Annotated in this window: 21 protein-coding genes; 4 read left to right on the forward strand and 17 right to left on the reverse strand. The window is 72.2% G+C overall.

Features of this window, described 5'->3' with window-relative positions; translation table 11 throughout:
• Positions 1–24: 24 nt before the first annotated feature.
• The 15 genes from VGR37_00695 to metH all read right to left on the reverse strand — a co-directional run bounded on the left by VGR37_00695 (position 25) and on the right by metH (position 21,102).
• Complete coding sequence (locus tag VGR37_00695; GenBank protein HEV2145911.1) at positions 25–2,292, reverse strand: Tex family protein; 2,268 nt, start codon at positions 2,290–2,292, stop codon at positions 25–27.
• 55 nt (positions 2,293–2,347) lie between these two features.
• Complete coding sequence (locus tag VGR37_00700) at positions 2,348–2,770, reverse strand: hypothetical protein (GenBank protein HEV2145912.1); 423 nt, start codon at positions 2,768–2,770, stop codon at positions 2,348–2,350.
• 5 nt (positions 2,771–2,775) lie between these two features.
• Complete coding sequence (locus VGR37_00705; protein ID HEV2145913.1) at positions 2,776–3,426, reverse strand: ribonuclease HII; 651 nt, start codon at positions 3,424–3,426, stop codon at positions 2,776–2,778.
• A gap of 166 nt (positions 3,427–3,592) precedes the next feature.
• Positions 3,593–3,940, reverse strand: coding sequence for a 50S ribosomal protein L19 (gene rplS / locus VGR37_00710; protein HEV2145914.1), 348 nt, complete (start codon positions 3,938–3,940; stop codon positions 3,593–3,595).
• A 77-nt stretch (positions 3,941–4,017) separates the two neighbouring features.
• Positions 4,018–4,716 (reverse strand): tRNA (guanosine(37)-N1)-methyltransferase TrmD, encoded by a 699-nt coding sequence (gene trmD / locus VGR37_00715; GenBank protein HEV2145915.1) that lies wholly within the window; start codon positions 4,714–4,716, stop codon positions 4,018–4,020.
• Positions 4,716–5,252, reverse strand: coding sequence for a ribosome maturation factor RimM (gene rimM, locus VGR37_00720; GenBank protein ID HEV2145916.1), 537 nt, complete (start codon positions 5,250–5,252; stop codon positions 4,716–4,718). The genes trmD and rimM overlap by 1 nt, the downstream gene beginning before the upstream one ends.
• Positions 5,253–5,275: 23 nt before the next feature.
• On the reverse strand, positions 5,276–5,764 hold the full coding sequence (gene rpsP, locus VGR37_00725) for a 30S ribosomal protein S16 (GenBank protein ID HEV2145917.1): 489 nt from the start codon (positions 5,762–5,764) through the stop codon (positions 5,276–5,278).
• 151 nt (positions 5,765–5,915) lie between these two features.
• Entirely contained in the window at positions 5,916–7,310 is a 1,395-nt protein-coding gene (gene ffh, locus VGR37_00730) for a signal recognition particle protein (protein HEV2145918.1), read from the reverse strand.
• A gap of 160 nt (positions 7,311–7,470) precedes the next feature.
• On the reverse strand, positions 7,471–9,399 hold the full coding sequence (locus tag VGR37_00735) for a hypothetical protein (GenBank protein ID HEV2145919.1): 1,929 nt from the start codon (positions 9,397–9,399) through the stop codon (positions 7,471–7,473).
• Positions 9,400–9,638: 239 nt separating this feature from the next.
• Positions 9,639–11,588 (reverse strand): AAA family ATPase, encoded by a 1,950-nt coding sequence (locus tag VGR37_00740; protein HEV2145920.1) that lies wholly within the window; start codon positions 11,586–11,588, stop codon positions 9,639–9,641.
• A gap of 238 nt (positions 11,589–11,826) precedes the next feature.
• A complete protein-coding gene (locus tag VGR37_00745) occupies positions 11,827–12,345 on the reverse strand; it encodes a protease complex subunit PrcB family protein (protein ID HEV2145921.1) in 519 nt (172 codons plus the stop codon).
• Positions 12,346–12,361: 16 nt separating this feature from the next.
• Positions 12,362–14,218 (reverse strand): Ig-like domain-containing protein, encoded by a 1,857-nt coding sequence (locus tag VGR37_00750; protein ID HEV2145922.1) that lies wholly within the window; start codon positions 14,216–14,218, stop codon positions 12,362–12,364.
• Between the two features lie 843 nt (positions 14,219–15,061).
• Entirely contained in the window at positions 15,062–16,948 is a 1,887-nt protein-coding gene (locus tag VGR37_00755; protein ID HEV2145923.1) for a bifunctional homocysteine S-methyltransferase/methylenetetrahydrofolate reductase, read from the reverse strand.
• A gap of 20 nt (positions 16,949–16,968) precedes the next feature.
• The gene (locus tag VGR37_00760) at positions 16,969–17,487 is read right to left on the reverse strand and encodes a hypothetical protein (protein ID HEV2145924.1); all 519 of its coding nucleotides are present in this window, start codon (positions 17,485–17,487) and stop codon (positions 16,969–16,971) included.
• Between the two features lie 147 nt (positions 17,488–17,634).
• Complete coding sequence (gene metH / locus VGR37_00765) at positions 17,635–21,102, reverse strand: methionine synthase (GenBank protein HEV2145925.1); 3,468 nt, start codon at positions 21,100–21,102, stop codon at positions 17,635–17,637.
• A gap of 342 nt (positions 21,103–21,444) precedes the next feature.
• Between metH and VGR37_00770 the strand changes: the two genes are divergently transcribed.
• Positions 21,445–21,840 carry a hypothetical protein gene (locus VGR37_00770; GenBank protein HEV2145926.1) on the forward strand — a complete coding sequence of 132 codons (396 nt, stop codon included), beginning with the start codon at positions 21,445–21,447 and terminating at the stop codon, positions 21,838–21,840.
• A gap of 78 nt (positions 21,841–21,918) precedes the next feature.
• A complete protein-coding gene (locus VGR37_00775) occupies positions 21,919–22,284 on the forward strand; it encodes a hypothetical protein (GenBank protein HEV2145927.1) in 366 nt (121 codons plus the stop codon).
• Positions 22,285–22,315: 31 nt separating this feature from the next.
• Here VGR37_00775 and VGR37_00780 read toward each other — a convergent pair whose 3' ends face one another.
• Positions 22,316–23,656 carry an aminopeptidase P N-terminal domain-containing protein gene (locus tag VGR37_00780; protein ID HEV2145928.1) on the reverse strand — a complete coding sequence of 447 codons (1,341 nt, stop codon included), beginning with the start codon at positions 23,654–23,656 and terminating at the stop codon, positions 22,316–22,318.
• A gap of 38 nt (positions 23,657–23,694) precedes the next feature.
• Positions 23,695–23,973, reverse strand: a complete 279-nt coding sequence (locus VGR37_00785; protein ID HEV2145929.1) for a NifU N-terminal domain-containing protein — start codon at positions 23,971–23,973, stop codon at positions 23,695–23,697.
• 244 nt (positions 23,974–24,217) lie between these two features.
• On the opposite strand from VGR37_00785, the gene VGR37_00790 reads away from it, so the two are divergent.
• Positions 24,218–24,973, forward strand: coding sequence for an SDR family oxidoreductase (locus tag VGR37_00790; protein HEV2145930.1), 756 nt, complete (start codon positions 24,218–24,220; stop codon positions 24,971–24,973).
• Between the two features lie 130 nt (positions 24,974–25,103).
• Positions 25,104–26,102, forward strand: a complete 999-nt coding sequence (locus VGR37_00795) for a hypothetical protein (protein HEV2145931.1) — start codon at positions 25,104–25,106, stop codon at positions 26,100–26,102.
• The last annotated feature ends 26 nt before the right edge of the window (positions 26,103–26,128 follow it).

Raw genomic sequence — 26,128 nt, forward strand, 5'->3', positions numbered from 1 at the left:
GCTCTGCCCCGCACCCCCCGCGCGCTACTTCCGGGTGACGATCCGCATCCCGTTGGGAGCCGTCCCCGGCTTCACCTCCGCCGGCCTGGCAGGCGTCTTCGCGTTCCCACCTTCGCGCTTCCCGCCTTCGCGCCGCGGCCCTCCGCCGGCGCCGCCCTGCCCCGACCCGGACTTCATGCTGAGGGCGATCCGGTTCCGCGGCACGTCCACCGAGAGGACGCGGACCGTCACCCGGTCGCCCACCTTCGCCGCGTCGTTGGGGTCCCGGACGAAGCGGTCGGACAGCTCGGACACGTGCACCAGCCCGTCCTGGTGGACGCCCACGTCCACGAAGGCGCCGAACGCCACCACGTTGGTGACCGTCCCCTGCAGCACCATCCCGGGCTTGAGGTCGGCCACGGTCTGCACGTCGTCGCGGAAGGCGGGCGCCTCGAACGCGCTGCGCGGGTCGCGCCCCGGCTTCCGCAGCTCCGCGAGGATGTCCTCCAGCGTGGGGAGCCCCACCCCGTCGCCCACGTACTTCCGGGGCTCGATGCGCCGGATCGCCTCCTCGTTCCCCACCAGCGAGCCCAGCCCCACCCCGATGTCCCGGGCGATGGTCTCCACCAGCGCGTAGCGCTCCGGGTGCACCGCCGAGCCGTCCAGCGGGTGCTCCCCGCCGCGGACGCGGAGGAAGCCGCCCGCCTGCTCGAAGGTCTTCGGACCCAGCCCCTGCACGCCGAGGATCTGCTTCCGCGAGCGGAACGCCCCCTGCAGGTCGCGCGTCTCCACGATCCGCTGCGCCAGCGACGGGCCGATCCCCGCCACGTAGGAGAGGAGCGAGGGGGACGCGGTGTTCACCTCGACGCCCACCCGGTTCACCGCGCTCTCCACCGTCTCGTCCAGCCGCCGCTTGAGGCGGGTCTGGGAGACGTCGTGCTGGTACTGCCCCACGCCGATGGACTTGGGGTCGATCTTCACCAGCTCGGCCAGCGGGTCCTGCAGCCGCCGCGCGATGGAGACCGCCGAGCGCATGGTGAGGTCCAGCTCCGGGAACTCCTCGCGCGCCAGGTCGGACGCGGAGTAGACGGAGGCCCCCGCCTCGTTCACCATCACCACGGTGGGCCGCGCCTCCGCCGGGAGGTCGCGAACGACGGCGCGCAGCAGCGCGTCCGTCTCCCGGCTAGCCGTGCCGTTCCCCACCGCCACCAGCTCCACGCCGTGCTCCTGTATGATCCTCGCCAGGTCGCGCTTCGCGCGGTCCTCCTGGTGGAGGTAGACGTGCCCGGTAGCGAGCAGCGCCCCCGTGGGCCCCACCACGGCCAGCTTGCACCCGGTGCGGTATCCCGGGTCCACCCCGAGCACGGTCTTCTCCCCGGCGGGGGAGGCCAGGAGGAGCGCCTCCAGGTTCTGCCCGAAGATGACGATGGCCTCCTCGTCCGCGCGGGTCTTCAGCTCCATGCGCAGCTCCACCTCCACCGACGGCGCGATCAGCCGCCGGTACGCGTCCTCCACCGCCAGCCGCATCTGCTCCGGCGCGCGACTGGGGGCGACGAAGCGCTGCGCCAGCCCGGCCCCGATCTCCTCCTCCGGCGCCACGATCCGCGCCACCAGGAACTCCTCCGCCTCGCCTCGCCGGATGGCGAGGACGCGGTGCCCGGGGAGCTGCTTCACGGGCTGCGAGAAGTCGTAGTAGTCCTGGAACTTGGAGGTCTCGCCCTCCTTGCCGCGCGCCGCCCTGCTCTCCAGCACGCCGCGCTCCCGGGTCCGCTCGCGCACGAAGGCGCGGGCCGCCGCGTCGTCCGCCACGCGCTCGGCCACCACGTCGCGCGCCCCGGCGAGTGCGTCCTCCGCCGTCGGCACCTCCTTCGCCGGGTCCACGAAGGCCGCCGCCGCCACCAGCAGCCCCGCGTCCGTGCTCTCCCCCGCCCAGAGCAGGTCGGCGAGCGGCTCCAGCCCCCGCTCCACCGCGATGGTGGCGCGCGTGCGGCGCTTCGGCTTGAAGGGGCGGTACAGGTCCTCCAGCGCCGCCTTGGTGTCCGCCCGCTCGATGGCCGCCCGCAGCTCCGGCGTCAGCTTTCCCTGCTCCTCCACCGACTGCAGGATGGCGCGGCGCCGGTCGTCCAGCTCGGACAGGTACTCGTGGCGGTCGCGCACGTCGCGGATCTGCACCTCGTCCAGCTCGCCCGTGGCCTCCTTCCGGTACCGGGCGATGAACGGGACGGTGTTCCCCTCCCCGAGCAGCTCCAGCGCGGCCCGGACCTGCGGCACGCGGAGCCCGAGCTCCGCGGCGATCTTTTCTGCGTACGACATCGGGAGTGCGAAAGTGCGAGGTGCGATGTGCGAAGTGCGACAGCGGGCCCCCGGCTCAGTCGTCGGCGGCGGTGTTGAGGGCGTGGTGGTGGGTTCCGTACCACGCGCCGAAGACCGCGGCGCCGATCTGGAGGAGGAGCGAGGCGGCGGCGACGGTCGGGCTGAGGCCGGTCCACCCCGCCACGTCCAGGAGGCTGGCGAGCAGGTTGGCGAAGAACCAGACGACCAGCGAGAAGAGGCCGATCCCCACCCCGTGGAGCACCGGGGCGGTCCCCGTGCGCCAGCCCACCAGCCACCCTCCGGAGAAGAAGCCCACCAGGACCGCCAGGAGCACCCACCCGCCCCCCGAGTCGGCCGCCGGGTCGAGGATCCCTACGGAGGCGAGGACCACCAGCGCCAGACCGACGACGGCGGCGGCGGCGAACCAGCCGAAGGCGATCCACGAGGGGCGGACGTTCTGCAGGTGCTCGGTATGCATTCTGGTCAGGTTCGTTGCGATGTGAGCTGCACCGGCGCGAACGAGCGGCGGTGGTGGGGCGTGGGGCCGAACCGGGCGAGCGCCTCCAGGTGCTCGGGGGTGCCGTACCCCTTGTTCCGCTCCCAGCCGTACTGCGGATAGCGCGCGGCGAGGCGGGCCATGAGGCGGTCGCGCACCACCTTGGCGAGGATGGACGCGCACGAGATGCAGTGCACCCTGTGGTCCCCCTCCACCACCGCCGTCTGCGCCTTCAGCCCCAGCTCCGGGACCGGGAGCCCGTCCACCAGGAGGTGGTCGGGGCGCACCGGGAGCCGCGCCAGCGCCCGTTGCATGGCGAGTGCCGTCGCGCGGCGAACGTTGACGGCGTCGATCTCCCGCGCCGAGGCGGCCCCCACCGCGTAGGCCGTCGCGCACGAGCAGATCTCCCCCACCAGCGCCTCCCTCCGCGCCTCGGGAATCCGCTTGCTGTCGTCCGCCCCGTTTAGGCAGAGCCCCGCGGGGAGGATCACCGCCGCCGCAACCACCGGCCCCGCCAGCGGCCCCCGCCCCACCTCGTCCACCCCCGCCAGCACCGAAACGCCGCGGCTCCAGAACCCGCGCTCGATGGAGAGCGGATCCCGGAGCCGTTCGTCGTTTGCGCGACGTTTCTTCGCCATCCCCGTCGTTGCCGTTGCCGTTCAAACCCCGGCGTGAACGTGACGGCGAAGGAAAATCGCGTGAATCAAGGCGCCCGAGCACGGCGACTGAGGCGTGGTCGTTTCACGCCGCAGGGAGCCGCGCGCAGGGCAACGCAGAGTCACGCGATTTACCGAGCCGCTTACCTTACCGGGTGCGGAGCTCTTTGATGCGGGCAGCCTTCCCGCGCAGCGCGCGGAGGTAGTACAGCTTCGCCCGGCGGACGCGGCCCTGACGGACGCGCTCGATGGAGGCGATCATCGGGGAGTGCAGCGGGAAGGTGCGCTCCACGCCGACGCCGCCGGAGATCTTGCGGACCTTGAAGGTCTCGGAGATCCCGCCGTGCTTGCGGGCGATGCAGATGCCCTCGAACGCCTGGATGCGCTCCTTGTCGCCCTCGCGGACGCGGACGTTGACGCGGAGCGTGTCACCCGGACGGAACTCGGGGACGTCCGTCCGCATGTACTCCTGCTGGGTCTCGATGAACGCGTGCATTGTATGGCCCTCGGTGTTCGAAAAGTGGAGAGGTTGAGCCGGCGCTCCGCGCATCCGCGGGGGCTCGACGCCCAACGTCAACTGTGTTCCAGGCGCTCCCACAGCTCGGGGCGCCGCTCGCGCGTCAGGCGCTCGGCCTGCTCGCGCCGCCAGGCCTCGATCCTGGCGTGGTCGCCCGAGAGCAGGACCTCGGGGACCTTCATCCCGCGGAACTCCGCGGGCCGGGTGTACGAGGGCGGACTGAGCAGCCCCTCGTAGAACGAATCCGTGGACGCGGACTCGTGGTCCGACATCGCGCCCGGGAGGAGGCGGACCACGGCGTCCACGATCGCGAGCGCCGCGAACTCGCCGCCGGAAAGGACGAAGTCCCCCAGGGAGACTTCCTCCGCCCCCAGCCCCTCCGGGACCCGCTGGTCCACGTCCTTGTAGTGCCCGCACAGGAGCGTCAGCTCCGGCTCCACGGCGAGGCGGACCGCGTCCTCGTGCGTGAAGCGCTTCCCCCGCGCGGACATGAGCAGGACCTTCCCCCGCGGCCGCTCCTCCCCCGGAGGGGCGAGCGACTCCACCGCCTCGAAGAAGGGGCCCGGCTTCATCACCATCCCGGCCCCCCCGCCGAACGGGTAGTCGTCGGTGGTGCGATGCCGGTCGTGGGTGAAGTCCCGCAGGTTCACGAAGTCGTACTCCACCAGCCCCGCCGCCGCGGCCCGCCCGGGGATGCTGAGCCCCAGGGGCCCGCGGAAGAACTCCGGGAAGAGCGTGACCAGGTGGATCCGCATCAAAGATCCAGCAGGCCGGCCGGCGGGTCGATCTCCAGCTCCCGCGCCTCGACGTCCACGCGGCGCACCATCTCCCGCACGAAGGGAAGCATCAGCTCCCGCTTCCCGGGACGGGCCACCCCCAGGAGGTGGCCGGAGGGCGCCTCGTACACGTCGCGCACGGTGCCGACCTCCTCGCCGTCGGCCACCACCTTCATCCCGACCAGGTGGTGGAAGAAGACCTCGCCCTCTTCCAGCGGCGCGGCGTCCGCGGCGGGGATGAGGAGCGAGCTGCCGCGCAGCGCCTCCACCTCCTCCGTACGCGAGGAGAGCCCCGCGGCCTTGAGCAGGAACCCGCCCTTGAAGGGCCGGGCCCGCTCCACCGTCAGCGAGCCGCCCGCCGGCTTTCCTTCCGCGTCGCCCAGGAGGAGGACGCGCCCCTCGGTGAACACCGCGTCGGGGCGGTCCGTCTCGACCCGCACGAACAGCTCGCCGCGGATCCCGTGCGGCTTCTGCACCGTACCGACCGCGAGGAACTCCGGCTCGCTCCCGGCCATCGGGATGCTCCGCGGGACGCGGGTCAGCCCTGCGGCTGCTCGCCCTCGGCGGGCGCCGCGGGGGCCTCGGCCGGAGCGGCCTCCTCGTCGCCGCCGGTCACCCGCTCCGCGACCGCCTCGGCGGCGTCACGGACCGTCTCCACCACCGCGGAGGCCGCGCTGGCGGCGGTCTCGGCCACGGCGGACGCCGCGCCCTTCACGGCGTCGGCGGCCCGGTCGGCCGCGCCGCTCACCGCCTCCGTGGCGGTCTCCACCACCGACGGCGCGTCGCTGTAGACGCCGGCCTTCTTGAAGAGCGACTGCACCGTGTCGGTGGGCGTCGCGCCCCTGCCGAGCCAGGAGAGCGCCAGGTCCCGGTTCACGACCAGGGTGGCGGGGTTGGTGGTCGGGTTGTAGTGCCCGACGTTGGCCACGAAGCGGCCGTCGCGCGGGAACGAGCTCTCGGCGACCACGATGCGGTAGTGCGGGGCCTTCTTCCGGCCCATGCGGCGGAGGCGGATCTTCAGCGCCATTCCTGGACTCCTGGTGTTGAACGGGTGGCGTCCTGCGCCGCCGGCTCCTCGGCCGGCCCACGGTGCGCGGACGATCTAGAAAACCAGTGCGAAGTGCGAAGTGCCAAGTGCGATCGTAGTTTCGCACCTCGTACCTCGCACTTCGCACTCCCTACCGTCCGAACGGCATCCCGCCGCCGAACGGCATCCTCGGAAGGGCTCCCCCGCGGGGCATCATCCCCTGGAGGCCCTTCATCTGCTTCATCAGCTTCTGCATGTCCTTGAACTGCGCCAGCAGGCGGTTGATCTCCACCACCGGGCGCCCCGAGCCGCGGGAGATGCGCGCGCGGCGCGAGCCGTTCAGCATCTCCGGACGCTTCCGCTCCTCGGGGGTCATGGACAGGATGATCGCCTCCAGGTGCTTCATCCGCTTGGGATCCACCTTGACGTTCTTCAACATCTTGGAGTTCACCCCGGGGATCATCTTCAGCAGGTTCTCCAGCGGCCCCAGGCTCTGGATCTGCCGCATGGCGACCAGGAAGTCGTCCAGGTCGAAGCGGCCGGAGCCCATCATCTTCCGCTCCAGCTTGGCGGCCTGGTCCTGGTCGAAGGCGGCCTGCGCCTTCTCCACCAGCGAGACCACGTCGCCCTGCTGCAGGATGCGTCCGGCCATCCGCTCGGGGTGGAAGTCCTCCAGCCCGTCCAGCTTCTCGCCGACGCCCAGGAACTTGATGGGCTTGCCGGTGACGCCGAAGATGGAGAGCGCCGCGCCGCCGCGGGCGTCGCCGTCCATCTTGGTGAGCACCACCCCGGAGACGTCCAGCGCCTCGTCGAAGCCCTGCGCGATGGTGACCGCGTCCTGGCCGGTCATGCCGTCCGCGACGAAGAGGATCTCGGTGGGCTTCAGCGCCTCCTTGAGGCGCTTCAGCTCGTCCATCATCTCCTCGTCGATCTGCAGGCGCCCGGCGGTGTCGAAGATCACCACCCGGTCGCGCTCGCGGGTGGCGGTCTCCAGCGCGCGCCGCGCGATCCCCAGCACGTCCTGCGAGCCCGGCTCGGCGTAGACGGGGACCCCCACCTGCTCGCCCAGCGTCTGGAGCTGGTCCACCGCCGCGGGGCGGTATACGTCGCACGCGACAAGGCGGGTCTGCCGCATCTCGCGCTTCATCTTGCGCGCGAGCTTCCCGGCGGTGGTGGTCTTACCGGAGCCCTGCAGCCCCACCATCATGATGACGGTGGGCGGGGTGGGGGCGATGGCGAGCGCGGAGCGCTTCTCCCCCAGCATGGCCGTCAGCTCCTCGTGCACCACCTTGACGAGCTGCTGCCCCGGGGACACCGACTTGAGCACCCGCTCCCCGAGCGCCTTCTCCTCCACGCGCTTCATGAAGTCGCGCGTGATCTGGTAGTTGACGTCGGCCTCCAGCAGGACGCGGCGGATCTCCCGGAGCCCCTCGCGGATCATGGGCTCGGTGAGGACCCCGCGCTGGCGGAGGCCGGAGAGCACGCCTTCGAGCTTTTCGCTGAGCTGGTCGAACACGGTGCCGTGCCGGGACGCGGGAAATCGCAAACGCCAAAGCCGGCGCCCGTCGGGAACTCGCCCGAGGCGCCGAAGCAGAGCCTTGTAATATAGATCCGCCGCGCGGTTCGTACAACCCTGCGCCCAGCGGCCGGACGCGCGGCGGGGCGGACCCGGAGGCCCGCCCCGCCGGCTCACTCCGCCCGCCGCGCTACCGCGGCCAGCCGGTGTAGTGGTTGGCCTGTGCCTGTACGCTCCCGCTGCCGGGTAGTGTGCTCAGCGCCACCGGGCCCGACCAGACGCTCGCCGCATTCCAGTTGGGTGCACCGTTCAGCATGGGCACCGTCCGGTGCCACCCCTGGTCGCCGCGCCAGAACGACTGCATCAGCGCGGATCCGCTGGTGTAGACGATCTCGTCCTGTGCCTGAACGGTTCCGGAGCCCGGGAGGGTGCTCAGCGCCACCGGGCCCGACCAGGCGCTTGCGGCTCCCCAGTTGGGTTCGCCGTTCAGCATGGGCACCGTCCGGTACCACCCCTGGCCACCGCGCCAGATGGCCTGCATGAGCGTGGACCCGTTCGGGTACACGAAGTCGCTCTGTGCCTGGTAGCTCCCCGAGCCGGGAAGGGTCCCGATGCCGACAGGGGCCGACCAGCCGCTCGATCCCCACCAGTCGACCTCCCCGCCGGGGTTGCGGTTGATGATGCGCCAGTACCCGGTGTCCGTGCGCCACACGCTCTCCATCATGCGCCGGCTCGGCCAGGTGACGATGTCGTACGCCTGGATGGATCCGGAGCCGGGGAGGCCGTTCGGGACCCACTCCTCGGTCCATCCCCTGGCGGAGCCCCACTGCAGCGTGCCGTCGGAGGCGACGGGGACCCGCCGGGTGTATTTGCGGTTGCTGCGCCAGATCGCCTGCACCAGCTTCACGGGGAAATCGCTTCCGCCGTTGCGGCGGTCCAGCGCCCCGGCCCATCGTGCCCACAGGTCCTTGTACTGCAGGAGCCGGTTCTGCTCGCACGGCCCGAACACGTGGTCGCCGCTCCCCCAGTCCGCGCCTCCGATCGCGGGACAGCTGAACTGCACCCCCCACTGCAGGATGGCATCCACCCCGCGGTTGTTGTACATGTCGGAGTAATAGTTCGCCACCAGCGAAAAGTCCGTGCGCGCCGCCTCGATCCCGAACTCCTCGATCACCACCGGCTTGCGCGGGTTGAACCAGTTGTTCGCGCGCCAGATGTCGTCCTTCTCGGCGCTGTTCGGGGGGTTGTTGTACTCGTGGACCACGATGTAGTCGATGTTCGGGTCCTCGTAGAGCTGGCGCCGCTGCGTGTCGTTGAGGCCGGCCCATCCCGTGCTGATGATCCCGGTGGTGACCAGGTGGTTCGGGTCGGCCGCCTTGATCGTCGCGGCCATGTCCCGGTAGAAGGCCACCAGCCTCCCGGTGATCCAGGCGCTGTGGCTGGCGCTGACCCCCAGGTTTCCGTTCACCTCGTTGGCGATGTCCCAGGCGAAGACGCCCGGGTGGCTCTTGAAACGGGAGGTCACCGCCCAGGCCAGGTCCTTGTAGCTCCCGAGCCCGCTCCCGTTGCCGGCGTACCCCCAGTCGATCCAGCGGTCGTCGAGCATGAAGGCCCCGTTCCCGAGGGCGCGGGTGTAGAAGGGGCGGTCGCCGTAGGCCACGAGCTTCCCCCCGTTCCCCAGGCTGGCCCAGACGTCCTGGAAGTAGTTGTGCGTGAGCGCCACCGTGATCCGGATGTCGCGGCGAATCGCCTCGTCCAGGACGAACTGGAGCCGTCCGACGATCCCCGACGGGTTGAAGTTGTTTCCGGCCATCCCGTCGTTCGGCAGGAATACCCTTACCTGCCGGACCCCGGCACCTTCCAGGTGGTCGAGCGTGTACCGGATCTGGTCGTTGGTCTGGTAGAGCAGCTGCGGGGCGTTGACCCCCACGTGCTTGAACGGCTTGCCGTTCAGGTAGAAGTCGGCGTTCTGGACGTATACGAAGTTGGGCTGTACCACCGTGCCCCGCCGCGGCGACTCCTCCGGAACGACTTCGGGCGTGGTGACCGCCGCGCGTTCGGAGCAGCCGCCCACCAGCACTACGGCCACTGCGGTCATCGTACTGCGGAACCTGCGCATGCGATCCTCCTCGTTGGGCGGGTACGTGGCCGCGGACCGGGTCCCGGCGTCCGGCGGGCCTGGGGGCGGGATGCCTGACGGAGCCGGACCCGCACGGGGCGGGAGCGCTCGCCGTCACCCCCTCGCAAGCTACCCCGTGCCTCCGCAGTGCGCGTCTATCCAAAGATGGATTCGCGGACCCGGAGGTCCGCCCCACGGCTGTACCGCTCCACGGCCTTCATGTCGCACCCCCGTGCGACCTACGGAGAAAGGATACCCAGCTCACGGGCGCGGGCCACCGCCTTGGTGCGGCTGCCCACCCCGAGCTTGCCGTAGATGTGGTGGAGGTGGGTCTTCACCGTCCCCACGGTCACGAAGCTCTCGCGGGCGATCTCCTGGTTCGACCGCCCCGCGGCGAGGAGCCGCAGGATCTCGCACTCGCGCCGGCTGAGGTCGTCGTGCGCGGGCGGTGGGCGGTCCCCGGCGGTCCGCGGGGCGGGTGCGGGCCGGCCTGGAGAGGGCGCTCCGGGGGAGGGCGCCCGGTCCTGCGCGCCCGGAGAGCCCAGGCCCGCGAGGATCACGCGAGCCTGCTCCATCTCTCCGGCCACCCGTTGGCGGTCCGCCCGTCCGCCCGTGCAGAGCAGCGAATCCGCGCAGCTCGTGCGCGACTGCGCCCCCTCAAAGGGGAGCCCAATCCCGTGCCAGCACCCGGCTGCCCGCCGGAAGTGCTCGGCGGCGCCGGTGTGGTCCGCCTGCGCCGCCGCGGCCAGCCCGGAGGCGTCCGCCAGCCGGGCCTCGCCCAGGGGCGTGGGGGTCGTCTCCGCCGGCGAGGCGAGGGCGCCCAGGGCCTCCATGCCCTGCGGGTCGAGTCCCACCCGCAGGTACACCTCGACCGCCGCCTCCAGCACGTCCACGTCGGTCACAAGCCTCGGGGCACCGCGCCAACCCCCGACGCAGCGATCCATCTCCTCCACCGCATGCAGCACCTCGCGGTGCCTCCGCCTGCGGTCCCTCCCCAGCAGGCTGCCGTACACGGCTTCCCGGGTCAGGGCATGCCGGAAGTTGTATTGGTCCTCGGCTTCTTCCTCCGCGACGAACTGCTGCTCCACCAGGGTCGTGAGGGCCCGCAGCAGCCCGGCTTCATCGAGCCCGGTCACCCGGAGCAGCAGGTCGAAGTCGAACCGCCGGCCGGCCACCGCGGCGTACCGCAGCACCTCGGCGGTGGACTGGTCCAGCCTCGCGACTCGGGCCAGGATGCTCTCCAGTACGGAGGCGGGGACCCCGAGTGCGCCGAGGGGCCTCCCCTGCCGCGCGCTCTGGAGCAGGGCGCCCAGCCGCTGGCTCTCGGCCAGGGCGTGGACGACCTCCTCGACGAAGAACGGGTTGCCCTCGGCGTGCTCGTACAGGGCGTCCGCGAACCGCCCGGGGATCGGCTGCCCCAGAATCCCCCGCAGCATGGCGGCGGTCTCGTCGCGCGAAAGGGGACGGATCCGCAGCTGGTGGTGCCTCCGCTCACGCCGGAGCCGGGCGAGCAGGCAGACGAGGGAGGGAGGCGGATCAGGCTCCGCCGTACGGTACGTTGCGAGCACCAGCACCCGATCCGTGACCAGGGCGTGGGCCAGGTACTCGATGAAATCCTTGCTGGTCTCATCGGACCAGTGCAGGTCCTCGAGGATGAGGACGCGGACGGGCTGGCCGGGGGAGGGCTGCAGGACGCGGTGGACAGCCTCGAAGACGTGCCGCTTCTCGTTCGCGGGATCGGTGGGGATCCGGCCCCGGGGCGCGGCGCCGTCCAGCTCCTGCCCGAGCTCCGGGAGGAGCTTGGCCAGGTTCGCGGCCCACGCACCGGCCGCCTCCACCACCTTCCCGGGGCCCCGGTCGCGGATGAGGCTCCGCACCGCCCCGATGAACGGCCCGAAGGCAATGGTGGGCTGCTGGTCGTAACAGCGCCCCTCCAGCACGCCGACCTCCTCTCCGTTCGCGACGGAACACACGAATTCCCGGACGAGGCGGGTCTTCCCCACCCCCGGCTCGCCGGCGAGGAAGACGACCCGTCCCTGCCCCTGACACGCAATGCGGTAGTGCTCCTGCAGCTCCCGGAGCTGCGCGTCCCTTCCCACCATCGCGGGCGACGGTGCGGGCGGACCCGCGGCGCCTGGAACGGAGAGCGGGGAGGGGAGGGCTGGCAGGGCTTCGTCGGGGTGCGACATACGCCGGATCCGCCACGTGTTGCTATGCATGGCGGCCACAGGTGAGCGACCGTCGGCGGTGCCGGGACCTGCATGGTTCGACGGTGGCAGTACCGCCAAATCTACGCGAGACGCACTGTCTCAGCAATGCATGGCATGAAATACGCTCAGCATTACCGCCGCGCCGCCCATCTGCATGCGCCGACGGGGCGGACCGCCAGGCCGCCCCGTCTCTCGCCGTCTCACCTTCCCGCCCGTCTCACCGGCAGTCGAGCACCTCGTCGCGCTCCACGAAGCGCACCCGCTTCCCGCTGGCGGGGACGAGCACCACGTCCACCGGCTGGGTGAACGCCTGCGTGACGACGCACCCCGCTCCGGGCGACACCTTCCGTACCACGGCGCGCAGCTCGCCGCCCGCGTCGCTCACGGAGTCCACCAGGATGGAGTACCCGCCGCTTGAGCGGCTTCCGAGCGCCGCCACCAGCACCGCGTGACGGGAGAAGTCGACGCGCCGGAGCTCCGGCTGCGGGTGCACCCGCTCGTGGAGCTTCCCCCACACGCGCCGCCACTCGGCCTCGCTCCGCACCACCAGGCGGGCGGGCTCGTGGTAGCCGCTCGAATAGGTGAAGGAGTACGGGCCGGGCGCGAGGCGCGTGACCGGTACGGGCGCGTGCGCCCCGCTCTGGTCCGGGGAGCCTCCGTCCGGGCCGGCGGGGCCGCCCGCGGAGCAGGCGGCGAGCACCGCGGCGGCGAGGGTGAAGAGCAGTCGCTTCGACATGGCGTCCTCCTTCGGGTCAGAAGTCGGGGGTGAGCAGCACCGCGCCGGTCTGCCCCGTGGCCGTGTTGCGGCCGTGGGCGAGGACCTGCCCCGCGTCGTTGATCTCCACCGCGCCGTCCAGGACCCAGCCGCCCCCGCGGACCTCGATGCGGTAGGCGCGCCCGCCCTCCCAGAGGAAGGGCCGCCCGTCGGGCGCCGGACCGGTGACGCCGACCACCTGGCGCTGGTTGTTGATCGCCGTCACCGAGCCCCTCTCGACGAGGGCGCCCATGCCCCCTAAGAGCAGGCGGATGGTCTGCCCGCCGGACAGGAACAGCTGGCCCGCGCACCGGCCGCTCTGTCCGCTTCCGCCCGAGCACACGGCCGCGACGTCCCCGCGGTCGTTGAGGTCCACCGCCCACCCGCCGGACCGGTGGGCGGTGACGTCGGCCCCGCCGTACGGGGGCGCGATCAGCATGGGGCCGAACGTGCAGAAGCCGCCGCCGCAGATCCCGTGGATCTCGCCCAGCACGACGTCCTGCGCGTTCACCCGGAAGCTCCCGTACATGGCCGTACCGGTGGAGGCCTGGAGGTCGATCAGGGTGCCGCCCCGCAGGATCCTGCTCTCGCTGAAGACGATCGTGCCGGCGTCGTTGACGTCCACGGCCGAGCTGCACCCCGCGATGGCAGTGCGCGCCCCGTCCTTCCAGACGAAGGAGCGTGTGCACCCGGACTCGTAGGTGCCGACCACCGTGCCGTCGTTGCTGATCGCCGTGGCGCGGCTCGGGCCGGCGAGGCCCGCGCCCAGGTCGGTCAGGGTCCCGTTCCGCCACAGGAAGGCGCGGGTCTCGCCGGAGGCCGTCTGCGCGCTGCCGACCACGTCGCCGCGCGCGTTCAGGTCCAGCCCCTTGCTGTCCGCGCCGCCGAGCGTGCCCAGGTACGCCAGCGTGTACGTGCGCGCGGGGGATTCGACGCGGATCGTCCTGCGCGCCACGGTCCGGTTGCCCACCGCGTCCTCGGCCCGGATGGTGAAGACGTGCGTGCCCGGGGAAACCTCGTGGATGCGGGTGTCGAAGCGAACGGTGCCGTCGGCGTTGCGGAAGGTGTGGGCGACCTGCTCCTCCCCCGAGCCGAGCGTGTAGGTCACGCGGGCCAGCGCGCCCTCCGCCGTCACGGTGCCTCCGACGAACAGGTGGAAGCGCTCCAGCGGGGTGGTGAGGGTGGTGTCGGCCGGGGGCGAGGTGATCGAGATGGCGACCGGGCTGCGGATACGGAGCCGCGCGGTGTCCGCTACCGGGCCGGCGCTCACCGTGACCGACGCCTCACCGCCGGCGACCGCGCGAACCAGCCCCGAGTCGCTCACGGTGAGCACCTCCGGGTCCGAGCTCTTCCAGACGAACGGCCCCTTCGCGGCGTTCCCGTGCGCGTCCACGGCGCGAAGGCTGAGCTGCCTCGTCTCACCCGGCCGGAGCGTCGCGGTGTCCGGGGTGACTTCCAGCGTCGCCACGCCCGCCGGCTCGGCCGTGGCCTGGAACGTCGCCGTCTTCCCGGCGCTCGTGGCCGTCCCCTCCAGGGCTCCGGCGCGGGTGCCCAGCGTCCAGTGGGCCCGGGCGCGCCCGTCGGATCCCGTCGTCGCCCGGGCCGGCGAGATGGTCCCCGCGCCGGGGGCGAGCGCGAAGTCCACCTCCACGCCGGGAATCGGCCTACCCCTCCGGTCGGTGACCTCCACCACAACGCTGTCCCCGAGCGGCTCGCCGACGATCCCGCGCTGTCCGTTACCGCCGACCGTCGCCACCTGCGCGGGAGCGCGGCGGTCGTCCGAGTCCGTGAAGAGCGAGCAGGAAGCGAGGGCGAGGAGGGCGGCGGACAGCAGCGCACCGCGCGCCCGATGCATGCTTCGGATCATTCCGGAGTCGCTGGAACAGGGTCGGCTTCGCTCAGGCCGGCGGATCAGAATGCGGGCCGTGCCGGGAAGCGGCCGGGCGCGCCACCTGCCCGGCCGCACTCGTCTGACGAACCCCGCGCGACAGGCGTCACGCGAAGGTCCTCGAGCAGAAGAGGGCGCCGACCGGGGCGCCCTCTTCGGGTGCAGCTCCTCGTGGAGCGCTCCGTCCCTACGCCGCCCGAGCAGGGCCTATTGTCCACGCCGCAGAGGAACAGGATCCCACCGTTCTTCTCCGAGAGAATACCCGATGCCGGATCCTACCAGAGCGCCGGCAGGACCCCCGATGACCAGGGCCGCCAGAGTGTTGTACCGGTCATCCCGGTATTTCGCGTCGAAAGCGACCTTTGCGCCCAGGGAGGCGAGGGCTGCTCCCATCAGGGCACCACGAAGCGCGTACGCTCCGCTCCGCCGAGGACGCGTGCTCACCTCCAGCCGCTCGATGTCGGTGATGGGCAGTCGCACCTCCGATGCACCCCGGCGCTTCAGGACCAGCGTATCTCCCTCGCTGGCAACCAGACGGGCCTCCGTTCTCTCCCACGACCAGCGCTCGGCCGTGATCCGCACCCGCGCCCCCGGAGCGAGGCCCTCCTGTGCGTCAGCAACCCGCACGCACACGGACAGCATCGACAGCGTAAGCAGGAAAAGCTGCAGTGGGCGATACATGGTCGTAGTCGCTGCTCGCACCGAACGTAGTGATAGAGTGCACATCAGGTAGGAAGATGCGCAGGGGAGCCCACACGAGGAGGGCGCCCCGCGGGGCGCCCTCGTCTCGTACATACCGCCGCTCCGAGGCTACGCCGCCCCCGCCTCCAGGTGGCGCTCCTGCCACCCCGGGATGGCGTCGAACACCCGCAGCGCGAGCGGCACCTTGCCGAAAGGCGCGCTCACCTGCACCCCCTGGATCTGCGGGAGCGCCTCGCGGAGCATCTCCTGCGCGATGGCGATTCCCTCGTCCACCGCGGCCTCCTTGCCGACGTCGCTGGCCCGGCGCATCCGCTCGATCACCGCCTCCGGGACGATCACGCCCGGCACCTCGTTGGCCAGGAACTCGGCGTTGCGGGCGCTGACCAGCGGCCAGATCCCGGCAACGACGGGGATGCGGATCCCCTCGCGGTCGATCCGCTCCAGGAAGCGGAAGAGCTGCGCCACGTCGAACACCGGCTGGGTGATGGCGTACTCCGCCCCCGCCTCCACCTTCCAGTAGAAGCGCTTCAGCTCGTGCTCCAGGTCCTCGGCGCCCGGGTTCACCCCCACTCCCAGGGTGAAGGAGGTGGGCGCCCCCAGCGCGTTCCCGCCGGGGTCCAGCCCGCGGTTCAGGCGCGAGGCCAGGTTGGTGAGGCCGATGGCGTCGATGTCGAAGACGGCGGTGGCGTCCGGGTACGGACCCATCTTCGGCGGGTCGCCGGTGATGAGGAGGAGGTTGCGGAGCCCCAGCGCCTGCGCCCCCAGCAGGTCGGAGAGCATCCCCAGGAGGTTGCGGTCGCGGCAGCAGTAGTGCACCACCGCCTCGATCCCCACCCGCTGCTGGATGAGCACCGCGGTGGCGAGGGCGCCCATGCGGCTCTGCGCGCGCGGCCCGTCCGGAACGTTGACGCCGTCCACCCCCGCCTCGCGGAGAAGGCGCACGCCCTCCAGCATCGCCTCGGGGCTCGAGCCGCGGGGGGGGACGATCTCCACCGTCGTCAGGAACTCGCCGCGCGACAGCTTGGCGCCCCACGCGGAGCGCTCGGCCAGCGGGATCGGTTCGGTGCCGGCGGCCTCCTGGCGCTCCGGCCCCGCCGGGGCGACGCGCACGGAGCCGCCGGGGGCGAGCATCCGCACCGCATCGGACATGCGGGCCACGTGCTCCGGCGTGGTGCCGCAGCACCCCCCGACGAAGCGCACGCCCTTGCGGATCAGCCGCTTGGCGTACGTCGCCATGTACTCCGGCGACGCCATGTAGATCGTGCGGCCGTCCACCTCGCGAGGCAGCCCCGCGTTGGGCTGGGTGGAGACGGGACGATCGCTGGCGGTGAGCATCCGCTCCACGGCCTGCAGCATGGCGCTGGGGCCGACGCTGCAGTTGAGCCCCACCACTTCCACCCCCCATTCGGCCAGCCGCTCCGCAACCGTGGCCGCGTCGGTGCCGAAGGGGGTGCGCCCGTCCTCGCGGATGACCATCTGCGCCACCACCGGCAGGTCGCAGAGGCCGCGCACCGCGAGCACGGCCTGGCGCACCTCGTCCAGGTCGGCGAAGGTCTCCAGGACGAACAGGTCCACCCCGCCCTCCAGGAGCGCCCCGGCCTGCTCGGCGAACAGGGCGCGCGCCTCTTCGGCGGAGGTGGGCCCGTACGGCTCGATCCGGAGCCCCAGCGGCCCCATCGCCCCCGCCACGCAGACGCGGTCGCCGGCCGCGGCGCGCGCGATCTGCGCCGCCCGCACGTTGACGTCGCGGAGCCGGTCCTCCAGCCCGTGGCGCGCCAGCTTGAGCCGGTTGGCGCCGTACGAGTTGGTCTCCAGCACCTCCGCGCCGGCGCGGACGTAGGCCCGGTGGATGTCGCCGACCAGGTCCGGCTGGACCAGGTTCAGCTCGTCGTAGCACCGGTTGATGTATACGCCCCTGGAGTACAGCATCGTCCCCATCGCACCGTCGAACAGGTGCGGGCGACCGTCCTCCAGCAGCTCGCGAAAGTCAGCCATCCTGAAGATCCATTGTGTCGCTACTCGTTGTCCGTGGCGACCGGGAGGTACTCCTCCGGCGCCACGATGGGCACCCGTCCGGCGGCGGGCACGTACCAGAGCACGCGGTGCTCCCGGTCCAGCCCGACCTCCACCGTCCCGTCGCCCGGGGTGCATCCTACGCGGGCGCCGTCGTCCAGCCGGTAGATCCAGCGCTCGGAGGTGTCACGCTCCAGCCGCCCGATCGCCTGCTCCACCGTGGCGGGCGGCGTCCCCGTGGGGAAGCGCCTCCGCAGGTGGCCCAGCCCCCCGCCCGTGCAGGTGGTCTCCGGCTCCCCCATGAGCGTCCGGACCCGCGCGGACTCGTCCCGCAGCTCCAGCCGCGCCACCCGCCGCTCCCGGCGCCGCTCGGGGCTGAGGAGCACCAGCGCCACCACCGCGACGCCCAGCAGCAGGATCAGCGCGGTGGCCCTGCGGATCCCCCGCTGCGGCACCTTGAGCGCGTTGTCTACCCTTCGATCTCGCGTAGCGATGGCTGCCTCCGAGGGAACAGGATTCATCCGGCGCACGCCGGGCGGTCAGCTCACAGCGGGGACCCCCTCCCCCGGCCCCTCCCCGCAAGGGGGAGGGGAGAACGGCAGCGGCGCGCGAGAGCGCCGCAGCCCGGCCCCCATGATAGTGGGGGGCACGCCCGAACCCGCCGTTCCTCAGCTCGTCGAAAAGTACTTCGCCGCCGGGTGATGCACCACGAGCGCCGCGGTCGACTGTTCCGGGTCGAGCTGGAAGGCGCTGGTGAGCCCCACGCCGATGGCCTCCTCCACGGGGAGGATGCGGAACAGCGTCTCGTGCTGCTCGACGTCCGGGCAGGCCGGGTAGCCCCAGGAATAGCGCAGGCCGCGCGGCTCGTCGATTCCCAGCTCCGCGCGCACACGGCGGTTCACCAGCTCGGCCGTCCCCTCGGCGGTCTGCACGCTGAAGCCGTGCAGGAAGTACCCCTCGCTGTAGTCGCCGCCCCGGTTGCGCTCCTCGATGAACTCCGCGGCGCGGTCGCCGCTGGTCACCACCTGCAGCGCGATCACGTCCTCCGGCCCGCTCCCGTTCAACGGGCGGAAGTAGTCGGCCAGGCAGAGCTGCTCGCGGTCCTCCTGGCGCGGGAAGGTGAACCGCCCGATCTCACGGGTCCGGTCCTGCGCGTCGAAGACCACCACGTCGTCGCCGTCGCGCCCGGCCGGGAAGTAGCCGTACACCGCCCGCGGCCGGAGCCACCCCTGGGTGCGCGCCTCGCGGGTGTAGCGGGCCAGGCGCGGCTCGAAGTCCTCCCGCACGATCCGCTCCCACTCCTCGCCCTTGAGGTTGCGGGCGCCCCACTGCATCCGGTACAGCGTGTTGCGGTCGATGCACTCCACCACGTCGTCCACCGGGATGCGGTCCAGCACCTTCCACCCCCAGAAGGGCGGCGCGGGGGCGTCGATGACCGGCACCGCCGGGTTCTGCCGCGAGGCGGGACGCAGCCCGGCGGCCTTCGCCTTGTTGGCGGCGTACTGCTCGCTCCGGCGCAGCATCTCCTCGTTGTGCGCCCGGACGAACTCCGCGGCGTCGCCCGCGACGAGCCGGTCCATGGTCGCCAGCCCCTCGAAGGCGTCCTTGCAGTAGAACATCCCGGACCCGTACGGCGTCCCCTCGTCCACCATGGCCGCGCCGCGGACGAAGGAGGGGTTGATGGCCGCGCCGCCCACCAGCAGCGGGTACTCCATGCCGCGCCGGTGCAGCTCCTGCGCGCAGAGCGGCATCTGCTTGGAGGTAGAGACCAGGAGCGCGCTCAGGCCGATGGCGTCGGCGCCGACCTCCTCGGCCTTCTCCAGGATGGTGTTGACGGGGACCTGCTTCCCCAGGTCGAACACCGTGTACCCGTTGTTGGTGAGAATCGTGTTCACCAGCGACTTGCCGATGTCGTGCACGTCGCCGTACACGGTCGCCAGCACCACCTTCCCCTTGGTCTGCCCCTCGGCCTTCTCCAGGTAGTTCTCCAGCCGGGCGACGGCCTTCTTCATCACCTCGGCGCTCTGCAGCACGAAGGGGAGGATCAGCTCGCCGGCGCCGAACTTGTCGCCCACCTCCTTCATGGCGGGGAGGAGCACCTCGTTCAGCACCGGGACGGCGCCGTTCCGCTCCACGGCGCGGTCGATCAGCTCCTCGATCCCCTCCTTCTTGCGGTGCAGGATCTTCCAGTGGAGCGCGGCCTCCGGCTCCATCTCGGCCGTGGGATCGACCGCAGAGTCCGTGTCGGCCGACTTTCCCTCGTAGAAGGCGATGAAGGCGGCGAGCGGGTCGTGAGCCTCCGTGCGGCGGTCCCAGATCAGGTCGTCGGCGAGGCGGCGCTCCTCGTCCGGGATCTCGAAGTACGGCTTGACGTGCGCCGGGTTGATAATGGCGGTGTCCAGCCCCGCCTCCACGCAATGGTGCAGGAAGACGGAGTTGAGCACGGCGCGCGCGTGCGGCGCCAGCCCGAAGCTCACGTTGGAGACGCCGAGCGTGGTGAGCACCCCCGGCAGCTCCGCCTTGATGGCGCGGATCCCCTCGATGGTCTCCACGGCGGAGTGGCGGAACTCCTCGTCGCCGGTCGCGAGGGTGAAGGTGAGCGCGTCGAAGATCAGCGCGTCCGGCTGGAGCCCGAACTCACCGGTGGCGATGTCGTAGATCTTGCGGGCGGCGGTGAGCTTGTCGTCCGCCGTCTTGCACATCCCGCCCAGGTCGCGGTCGATGGTGAGCGCGATCACGGCGGCGCCGTGGGCGGCCACCGCCGGGAGCACCGAGTCGATCCGCTCGCGCCCGTTCTCCAGGTTGATGGAGTTGACCACCGCGCGCCCGGGCGACTGCTCGAGCGCCGCCTCGATGGTGGGGGCCTCGGTGGAGTCGATGCAGAGCGGCGCCTCCACCCCCTGGGAGAGGAGCTTGACGACGGTGCGCATCTGCGCGTCCTCGTCCTGCCGCTCCGTGAGCGCCACGCAGACGTCCAGCACGTGCGCGCCGCTCTCCGTCTGCTCGCGCGCCACGTCCAGGATGCCGTCGTAGTCGTCGGCCAGGAGGAGGCGCTTGACCTTGCGCGACCCCTGCGAGTTGACGCGCTCGCCGATCATGGTGGGCGCGGGGACCTGCACCAGGTCGGTGGCCCGGATCCCGGAGGAGAGGCGCGGGACGTACGCCACCTCGCGCCGCACGGGCTCGGCGCCGCCGACGCGCGCCACCAGCTGGCGGATGTGGTCCGGGGTGGTGCCGCAGCACCCGCCCACCACGCCCACCCCCAGCTCGCGCACGAACTCCTCCAGCTGCGCGGCGAAGGGCTCGGGCGTCATGGGGTACACGGCGACGCCGCCCTCGTTGTGCGGGATCCCGGCGTTGGGGATCACGGAGATGGGGAGGCGCGAGTTCTCCGCCAGGAAGCGGATGGGCTGCCGCATGTGCTCGGGGCCGGTGGAGCAGTTCAGCCCGATCACGTCCACCCGGAGCGCCTCCAGCGTCACCATGGCGGCGCCGATGTCGGTGCCCAGGAGCATGCGCCCGGAGGTGTCCAGCGTCACCTGCACCTGCAGCGCCACGGGGCGGCCGGCCTCCGCGACGGCCCGGCGGCACCCGAAGATGGCGGCCTTCACCTCCAGGATGTCCTGCGAGGTCTCGACCAGGAGCACGTCCACCCCGCCCTCGATCAGCGCCGCGGCCTGCTCCGCGAAGACGGGGACCAGCTCGTCGAAGGTGACGTTGCCCAGCGTCGGATCGCTCGCGGAGGGAAGGAACCCGGAGGGGCCGATGGAGCCGGCGACGAAGCGCGGCCGCTCCGGCGTGGCGAAGCGGTCGGCCACCCCCCGCGCCAGCCGCGCCGCGGCGACGTTGATCTCCCGCACCCGCTCGGAGAGGCCGTACTCGCCCAGGGTGATGCGGTTGGAGCGGAAGGTGTCCGTCTCCAGCACGTCGGCCCCCGCCTCCATGTACGAGGCGTGGATCTCCTCGATGACCCGGGGCTTTGCGACGACCAGGTAGTCGTTGCATCCCTCCAGCGCCTCGCCGCCGAAGTCGTCGGCCGTGAGGTCGTACTGCTGGATGGAGGTGCCCATGGCGCCGTCGAAGACGAGGACGCGCTGCTGCAGGGCCTGGAGGTACGGGGACTGCGTGGTTGGCATGTGCTTTGGCATATACGAAAAAGCCCCGCGACTATGGAGTGCGGGGCGCTGCGTACCGGGTGCGGTCCAGCCGGTTCGGTCCCGACACTTTAGCGTTTTTTTTAGGTGGTCGCAAGCGGTCGCGCTCAAATCCATCCACCGTGCTCGAACGGCACGGGAAGAAGCTATACAGGAGCCGTAAAGCGCGCAAGGGCACCGTTCATCCGAATATCCGGATACATGGGTGCAAGGATGTCCACGAAGATGCTTGCCTGCCGCATGGGCTGGAGGTGACTCCAGAACCGGTCGCGCCGTCATTCCCCGGTATGCAGAGGCTTTTCGGACCACCACGGAACCCGACCGATGAAGAACCCGACCCGCTTCGCGGCCCTGGCGGCGCTCGTGCCGCTCCTCGCCGCATGCCCGCGCAACCCCTTCGAAGACACGGTCTGCACGATGGAGGCCCGGCCCGCGCTGCACGTTCTGGTGAGCGACGCCCGGACCGGGGCGCCGGCGACCGGCTACACGGTGGTCGCCCGGGCCGGCTCCTTCGCCGACTCGGCCACGGTGCCGGAGGCTCCCGCCCACTGGGACCCCGCCTCGGGCGTCAGCCTGGCGCACGAGCACGCGGGGCGCTACGAGGTGACCGTGCGGAAGGCGGGCTATGCCGAGTGGCGGAAGTCGGGGGTGGAGGTGACCCGCGACGAGTGCCACGTGCGCACCGTGCGCCTGGAGGCACGGCTGCAGCCTGCGCTGTAGCGGGCGGCCGGGCCGGCTCGTCCTCGACCCGACCGCCGCCATCCACTCGAACCAGAAGAAATGATGCGAACCCCTGGAATGCTGGCGATTGCCGCCATGCCGCTGCTCGCGGCCTGCACCGGGAACCCCTTTGGGGGCGTGGTCTGCACGGACGACGCCCGGCCCGGGGTGATAGTGCAGCTGCGCCAGGCCCCGGACGGCTCGGAGCTCTCCGGACCGGCGACGGTCATCGTACGCGACGGCACCTACGCCGACACGGCGCACGTGCCAGCCGGAATGTCCTCGGCCGGGCTCGCGCACGAGCGGGCCGGGGTGTATGAAGTCGTGGTGCGGAAGTTCGGGTACACCGACTGGAAGCGGGCCGGCGTCGCGGTGGAAGACGGCGAGTGCCACGTGCGGACGGTGCGCCTCCGCGCGGATCTGCAGCCTACGCCGCAGGGGTGACCCGGGGGGTCGTGGCGCGGCTCCGGAGGAGCTACCGCCCGCTCCCCACGAGCGCCTCCACTTCCTCGACGGCCACGGGCACGCCGCGCGTGGTGACCTCGTGCCCGTCCGCGGTGACGATCACGTCGTCCTCGATGCGGACTCCGACGCCCCGCAGCTCGGCCGGGGCGTCCTCCGCGTCCGCCGGGACGTAGATCCCCGGCTCCACCGTGAGCACCATCCCCGCCTCCAGCAGGATCGGCTCGCCGCCCGCGCGGCGGTAGGGTCCCACGTCGTGCACGTCCAGGCCCAGCCAGTGGGAGGTCTGGTGCGGGTAGAAGCGGCGGTACGCCTGCGTGTCGACCAGCTCGTCCACGGCGCCCGACAGGAGGCCCAGCTCCACCATTCCCCGGGTGAGCACCCGCACGGCGGCGTCGTGCACCTCCAGCACGGAAGCACCCGGGCGGACGGCGGTGATCCCGGCCCCCTCCGCCTCCAGCACGACTTCGTACACGGCGCGCTGCGCGGCGGTGAAGCGGCCCGACACCGGGAAGGTGCGGGTGATGTCGCCCGCGTACATCCGCAGCTCCGCCCCGGCGTCGATCAGCACCAGCTCGCCGGCCCGGGCGCGGCGGTCGTTGGAGACGTGGTGGAGCACGGTGGCGTTGGGCCCGGAGCCCACGATGGAGGGGTAGGCCGGGCCGGCGCCTCCCCCGGCGCGGAAGCACGCCTCCAGCACGCTTTCCAGCTCCCACTCTCCCACCCCGGGCCGCGCGGCGCGCATGGCGGAGCGGTGTGCCTCCGCGGAAAGGGCGGCCGCGCGCCGCAGCAGCTCCAGCTCCGCGGGCTCCTTCACCAGCCGCATCTCCGCCAGGAGCGTGTCCGGGTCGCGCACCACGAGCGGCCCCTTCCCCGAGCGCGGGCGCGTCCTGCGGAAACCGGAGACCAGTGCCGTGATCCGCCGGTCCATCTCGGCGCCGGAGCCCAGTGCGTACACCACCTCCTCCGCGGGCTCCAGCAGCCCCTTCAGGTGCTCGTCCAGCGCCTCCAGCGGGTACGCCGCGTCGGCGCCGAAGCGCTCAAGGGCCCCCTCCACTCCCTGGCGCGGCCCGCTCCACACCTCGCGCTCCGGGTGCCGCGGGCGCACGAAGAGGGTGAAGCGCCGCTCCGGGTCGTGCGGGGTCAGGACGGCGACCGCCTCCGGCTCCGGGAAGCCGGTGAGATAGAAGAAGTCGCTGTCCTGCCGGAAGCGCACCTCGGTGTCGCGCGACTTGTACTTCTCCGGGGCGGCCCCGAGCACCGTGACCGCGCCCCCCGCGCGCTCCAGGTAGCGCTCGCGGCGGGCGCGGAAGGCTTCCGGGGGGAAGCAGGGGAAGTCGGGGCCGTCGTGCATGCTGGGGCAGTTCCGGGAAATCGGGCGGCGGCGGGCGCTCAGAGCGCCGCGCGGAGGGCCTCCTGCACGCGCGGGGCCAGCTCCCGCCAGGAAGCCTCCGGCGCCTTGGTGACCGTCACGAAGTCCGCGACGATGAAGACGCCCCGCACCCCCTCCAGCGCCAGGAGCGCCGCCGCGACGGGGTCGTCCGCGGCCGCCTCGGCCGAGTCGTACGACCGGCCGCGCCGCCCCTCCACCAGGGTGCGCCCCACGGTGAACTTCCCCGCGTTGGGGTTGGGCGTGGGTTCGAACGTCACCTTCACTCTCGCCTTCGCCATCTCGCCTCCCACCCGGGGCCCCCGCGCGCCGGGTGCGCGCGTCGGCGCAACGTAGGGGTGGGGCGCCGGCGGGGGCAAGCGGCGGCCGCGAGCACGGACTCGCCTGCGCAGTGCGGCCGAGGTATTGTAAGACACGCCAAAGACACCGGCCCCCTCTCCCGTGGAGGCGCCGTTTCGCACTTCGCACTTCGCACTCACGCACTTCGACACGGATCTTGGACTCCGTGACCGCATCGCCGTCGTCATGGGCGGAAGCGCCGGCCTCGGGCGCGCGGTGGCGCTGGAGCTGGCGAGGGAGGGAGCCCGGGTCGCGGTGGTGGCGCGCGGCGAGGAGCGGCTGCGCCGCACCGCGGGAGAGATCGCAGGAGCGACGGGAGCGGAGGTGGTGGCGATCCCGGCCGACGTAACCGGGCCGGACGCGGCCGACCGCGTGGTCGCGGAGGTGGTGCAGCGGTGGGGGACGGTGCACGTGGCGCTGGCGAACGGCGGCGGCCCGCCGCCGACCACGTTCGAGACGACCACGGCGGAGCAGGTGGTGCAGGCCCTGGAGCTGAACCTCCTGAGCGCGGTGCGGCTGGCCAAGGCGGTGGTCCCGCACATGAAGGAGCAGCGCTGGGGCCGCTTCGTGGCGCTGACCTCCGCGTCGGTGAAGCAGCCGATGCCGGGGCTGCTCCTGTCCAACACCGCGCGCCCGGGGGTGGTGGGCTTCGTCAAGACGCTGGCGACCGAGATGGCGCCGTACGGGATCACCTGCAACGTGGTCGCGCCCGGGTTCTTCCGCACCGGGCGCGCGGAGGAGCTGGCCGCGATGCGGGCGGAGCGGGAAGGGCGGAGCGCGGAAGAGGTCGCGCGGGAGACCGCCGCGCGCGTCCCGGCGCGCAGGATGGGGGAGCCGGAGGAGCTGGCGGCGCTGGTGGCCTTCCTGGCATCGGAGAGGGCCGCCTACCTGACGGGCGCAACCATCCAGGTGGACGGGGGGTACGTGGGGGGTCTCTTGTAGGGGCAACCTCGCGCCGTTATAATAGTTGCACCGCAGCAGACACGCCCGCCGGGAGACCGGCGGCGCCCTCCGTCCCGCGCATGGAGCCCCCGCTCCCTGCGCGACGCCCCACGCACCCGTCGCCGAACGAATGGTATCCCGCTACGCCCGCACGCTCCTCGCGCTCGCACTGCTCCCGGCAGCCGCGCCCCCCGCGCACGCCCAGGCGCCGCTCGCCGCCGTGGTCGCCATTGGCCCCGTGGGCGAGCCCGAGTGCGCCCGGATGGACTTCGCGGCGCTCCGCCGCGATCCGAGCGCCAGCGAGCTGCGCTGCCGCTACGGCGTCCGCGGGCCGGGGCGATTCGGGCTGGCGGAGTACATGGACGTGCCGGTGTACCAGCCGTCCACCCCGCTCCCGGGAACCCACGTCGTGGGCGTCCCCGGGCTGCCGGGGCCGCGCCCGGGCGAGAGCTACGAGGCGTGGGAGTGGCGGGTCCATCGGACGGAGTACGGGCCGGATGTGCGGCGGGCGCACCGCGGGCTGGAGGTGCTGCACCCGATCTTCGCGGAGAAGATCATGCGGCTGGAGCGGGTGGCTGCCGAAGCGGGGATCCGCGCGTCGCGCCGCGAAACGTGGCGCTCGCCGGAGCGGCAGGCGTTCCTCTTCCAGCAGGGCCGCTCCCGGCCCGGTCCGTTCGCCACGAGCACGCTGACCTCCTGGCACTCGCGGGTGGACCGTGAGGGACGGCCCGCCGGGACCGCGGTGGACTACGACGTCCCCGCCGGGCAGATGCGCCGCTTCCACCAGATCGTGCGCGAGGTGGGGCTGGAGAGCTACGGCGCCGATTCCAACGACCCCGGGCACGTGTACCTTCCCGGCGAGGAGAGCGTCGCCCCGACCGAGGTCGCCATGCTGCGGATGCTCGTCCGGGTGCCGGTGGTCACCCTCGCGACCGGCCGCCCCTCCAGCGAGACGGTCACCCGGGCCACGATCGACGAGCTGCGCATGGTGGTGCGCGAGATGGTGAGCTTCCCCAGCGCCACGCCGCGGATGCAGATGGCGATCTCCCGCGAGCACGCGCCCTCGGTGCGCATGGCGGCGCCCGTGGCCGCCGCCCCCGCACGACCCCGGCCCGCCCCCGCGCGCTGAGCCGGCCGCCCGCGGCCGGAGCGCGG

This window comes from Longimicrobiaceae bacterium (genome assembly GCA_035936415.1).
In the GTDB taxonomy this organism is placed as follows: domain Bacteria; phylum Gemmatimonadota; class Gemmatimonadetes; order Longimicrobiales; family Longimicrobiaceae; genus JAFAYN01.

Excerpts from the sequence above, each read along its gene's own strand:
- rpsP (HEV2145917.1), bottom strand. The coding sequence starts at position 5,764 with ATGGCGCTGAAGATCCGCCTCCGCCGCATGGGCCGGAAGAAGGCCCCG.
- VGR37_00790 (HEV2145930.1), top strand. The coding sequence starts at position 24,218 with ATGGGCGGAAGCGCCGGCCTCGGGCGCGCGGTGGCGCTGGAGCTGGCG.
- VGR37_00775 (HEV2145927.1), top strand. The coding sequence starts at position 21,919 with ATGCTGGCGATTGCCGCCATGCCGCTGCTCGCGGCCTGCACCGGGAAC.
- VGR37_00760 (HEV2145924.1), bottom strand. The coding sequence starts at position 17,487 with ATGAATCCTGTTCCCTCGGAGGCAGCCATCGCTACGCGAGATCGAAGG.
- VGR37_00795 (HEV2145931.1), top strand. The coding sequence starts at position 25,104 with ATGGTATCCCGCTACGCCCGCACGCTCCTCGCGCTCGCACTGCTCCCG.
- rimM (HEV2145916.1), bottom strand. The coding sequence starts at position 5,252 with ATGGCCGGGAGCGAGCCGGAGTTCCTCGCGGTCGGTACGGTGCAGAAG.
- VGR37_00780 (HEV2145928.1), bottom strand. The coding sequence starts at position 23,656 with ATGCACGACGGCCCCGACTTCCCCTGCTTCCCCCCGGAAGCCTTCCGC.
- VGR37_00735 (HEV2145919.1), bottom strand. The coding sequence starts at position 9,399 with ATGCGCAGGTTCCGCAGTACGATGACCGCAGTGGCCGTAGTGCTGGTG.
- metH (HEV2145925.1), bottom strand. The coding sequence starts at position 21,102 with ATGCCAACCACGCAGTCCCCGTACCTCCAGGCCCTGCAGCAGCGCGTC.
- VGR37_00745 (HEV2145921.1), bottom strand. The coding sequence starts at position 12,345 with ATGTCGAAGCGACTGCTCTTCACCCTCGCCGCCGCGGTGCTCGCCGCC.
- VGR37_00755 (HEV2145923.1), bottom strand. The coding sequence starts at position 16,948 with ATGGCTGACTTTCGCGAGCTGCTGGAGGACGGTCGCCCGCACCTGTTC.
- VGR37_00770 (HEV2145926.1), top strand. The coding sequence starts at position 21,445 with ATGAAGAACCCGACCCGCTTCGCGGCCCTGGCGGCGCTCGTGCCGCTC.
- VGR37_00700 (HEV2145912.1), bottom strand. The coding sequence starts at position 2,770 with ATGCATACCGAGCACCTGCAGAACGTCCGCCCCTCGTGGATCGCCTTC.
- trmD (HEV2145915.1), bottom strand. The coding sequence starts at position 4,716 with ATGCGGATCCACCTGGTCACGCTCTTCCCGGAGTTCTTCCGCGGGCCC.
- VGR37_00750 (HEV2145922.1), bottom strand. The coding sequence starts at position 14,218 with ATGCATCGGGCGCGCGGTGCGCTGCTGTCCGCCGCCCTCCTCGCCCTC.
- VGR37_00785 (HEV2145929.1), bottom strand. The coding sequence starts at position 23,973 with ATGGCGAAGGCGAGAGTGAAGGTGACGTTCGAACCCACGCCCAACCCC.
- VGR37_00695 (HEV2145911.1), bottom strand. The coding sequence starts at position 2,292 with ATGTCGTACGCAGAAAAGATCGCCGCGGAGCTCGGGCTCCGCGTGCCG.
- rplS (HEV2145914.1), bottom strand. The coding sequence starts at position 3,940 with ATGCACGCGTTCATCGAGACCCAGCAGGAGTACATGCGGACGGACGTC.
- VGR37_00740 (HEV2145920.1), bottom strand. The coding sequence starts at position 11,588 with ATGTCGCACCCCGACGAAGCCCTGCCAGCCCTCCCCTCCCCGCTCTCC.
- VGR37_00705 (HEV2145913.1), bottom strand. The coding sequence starts at position 3,426 with ATGGCGAAGAAACGTCGCGCAAACGACGAACGGCTCCGGGATCCGCTC.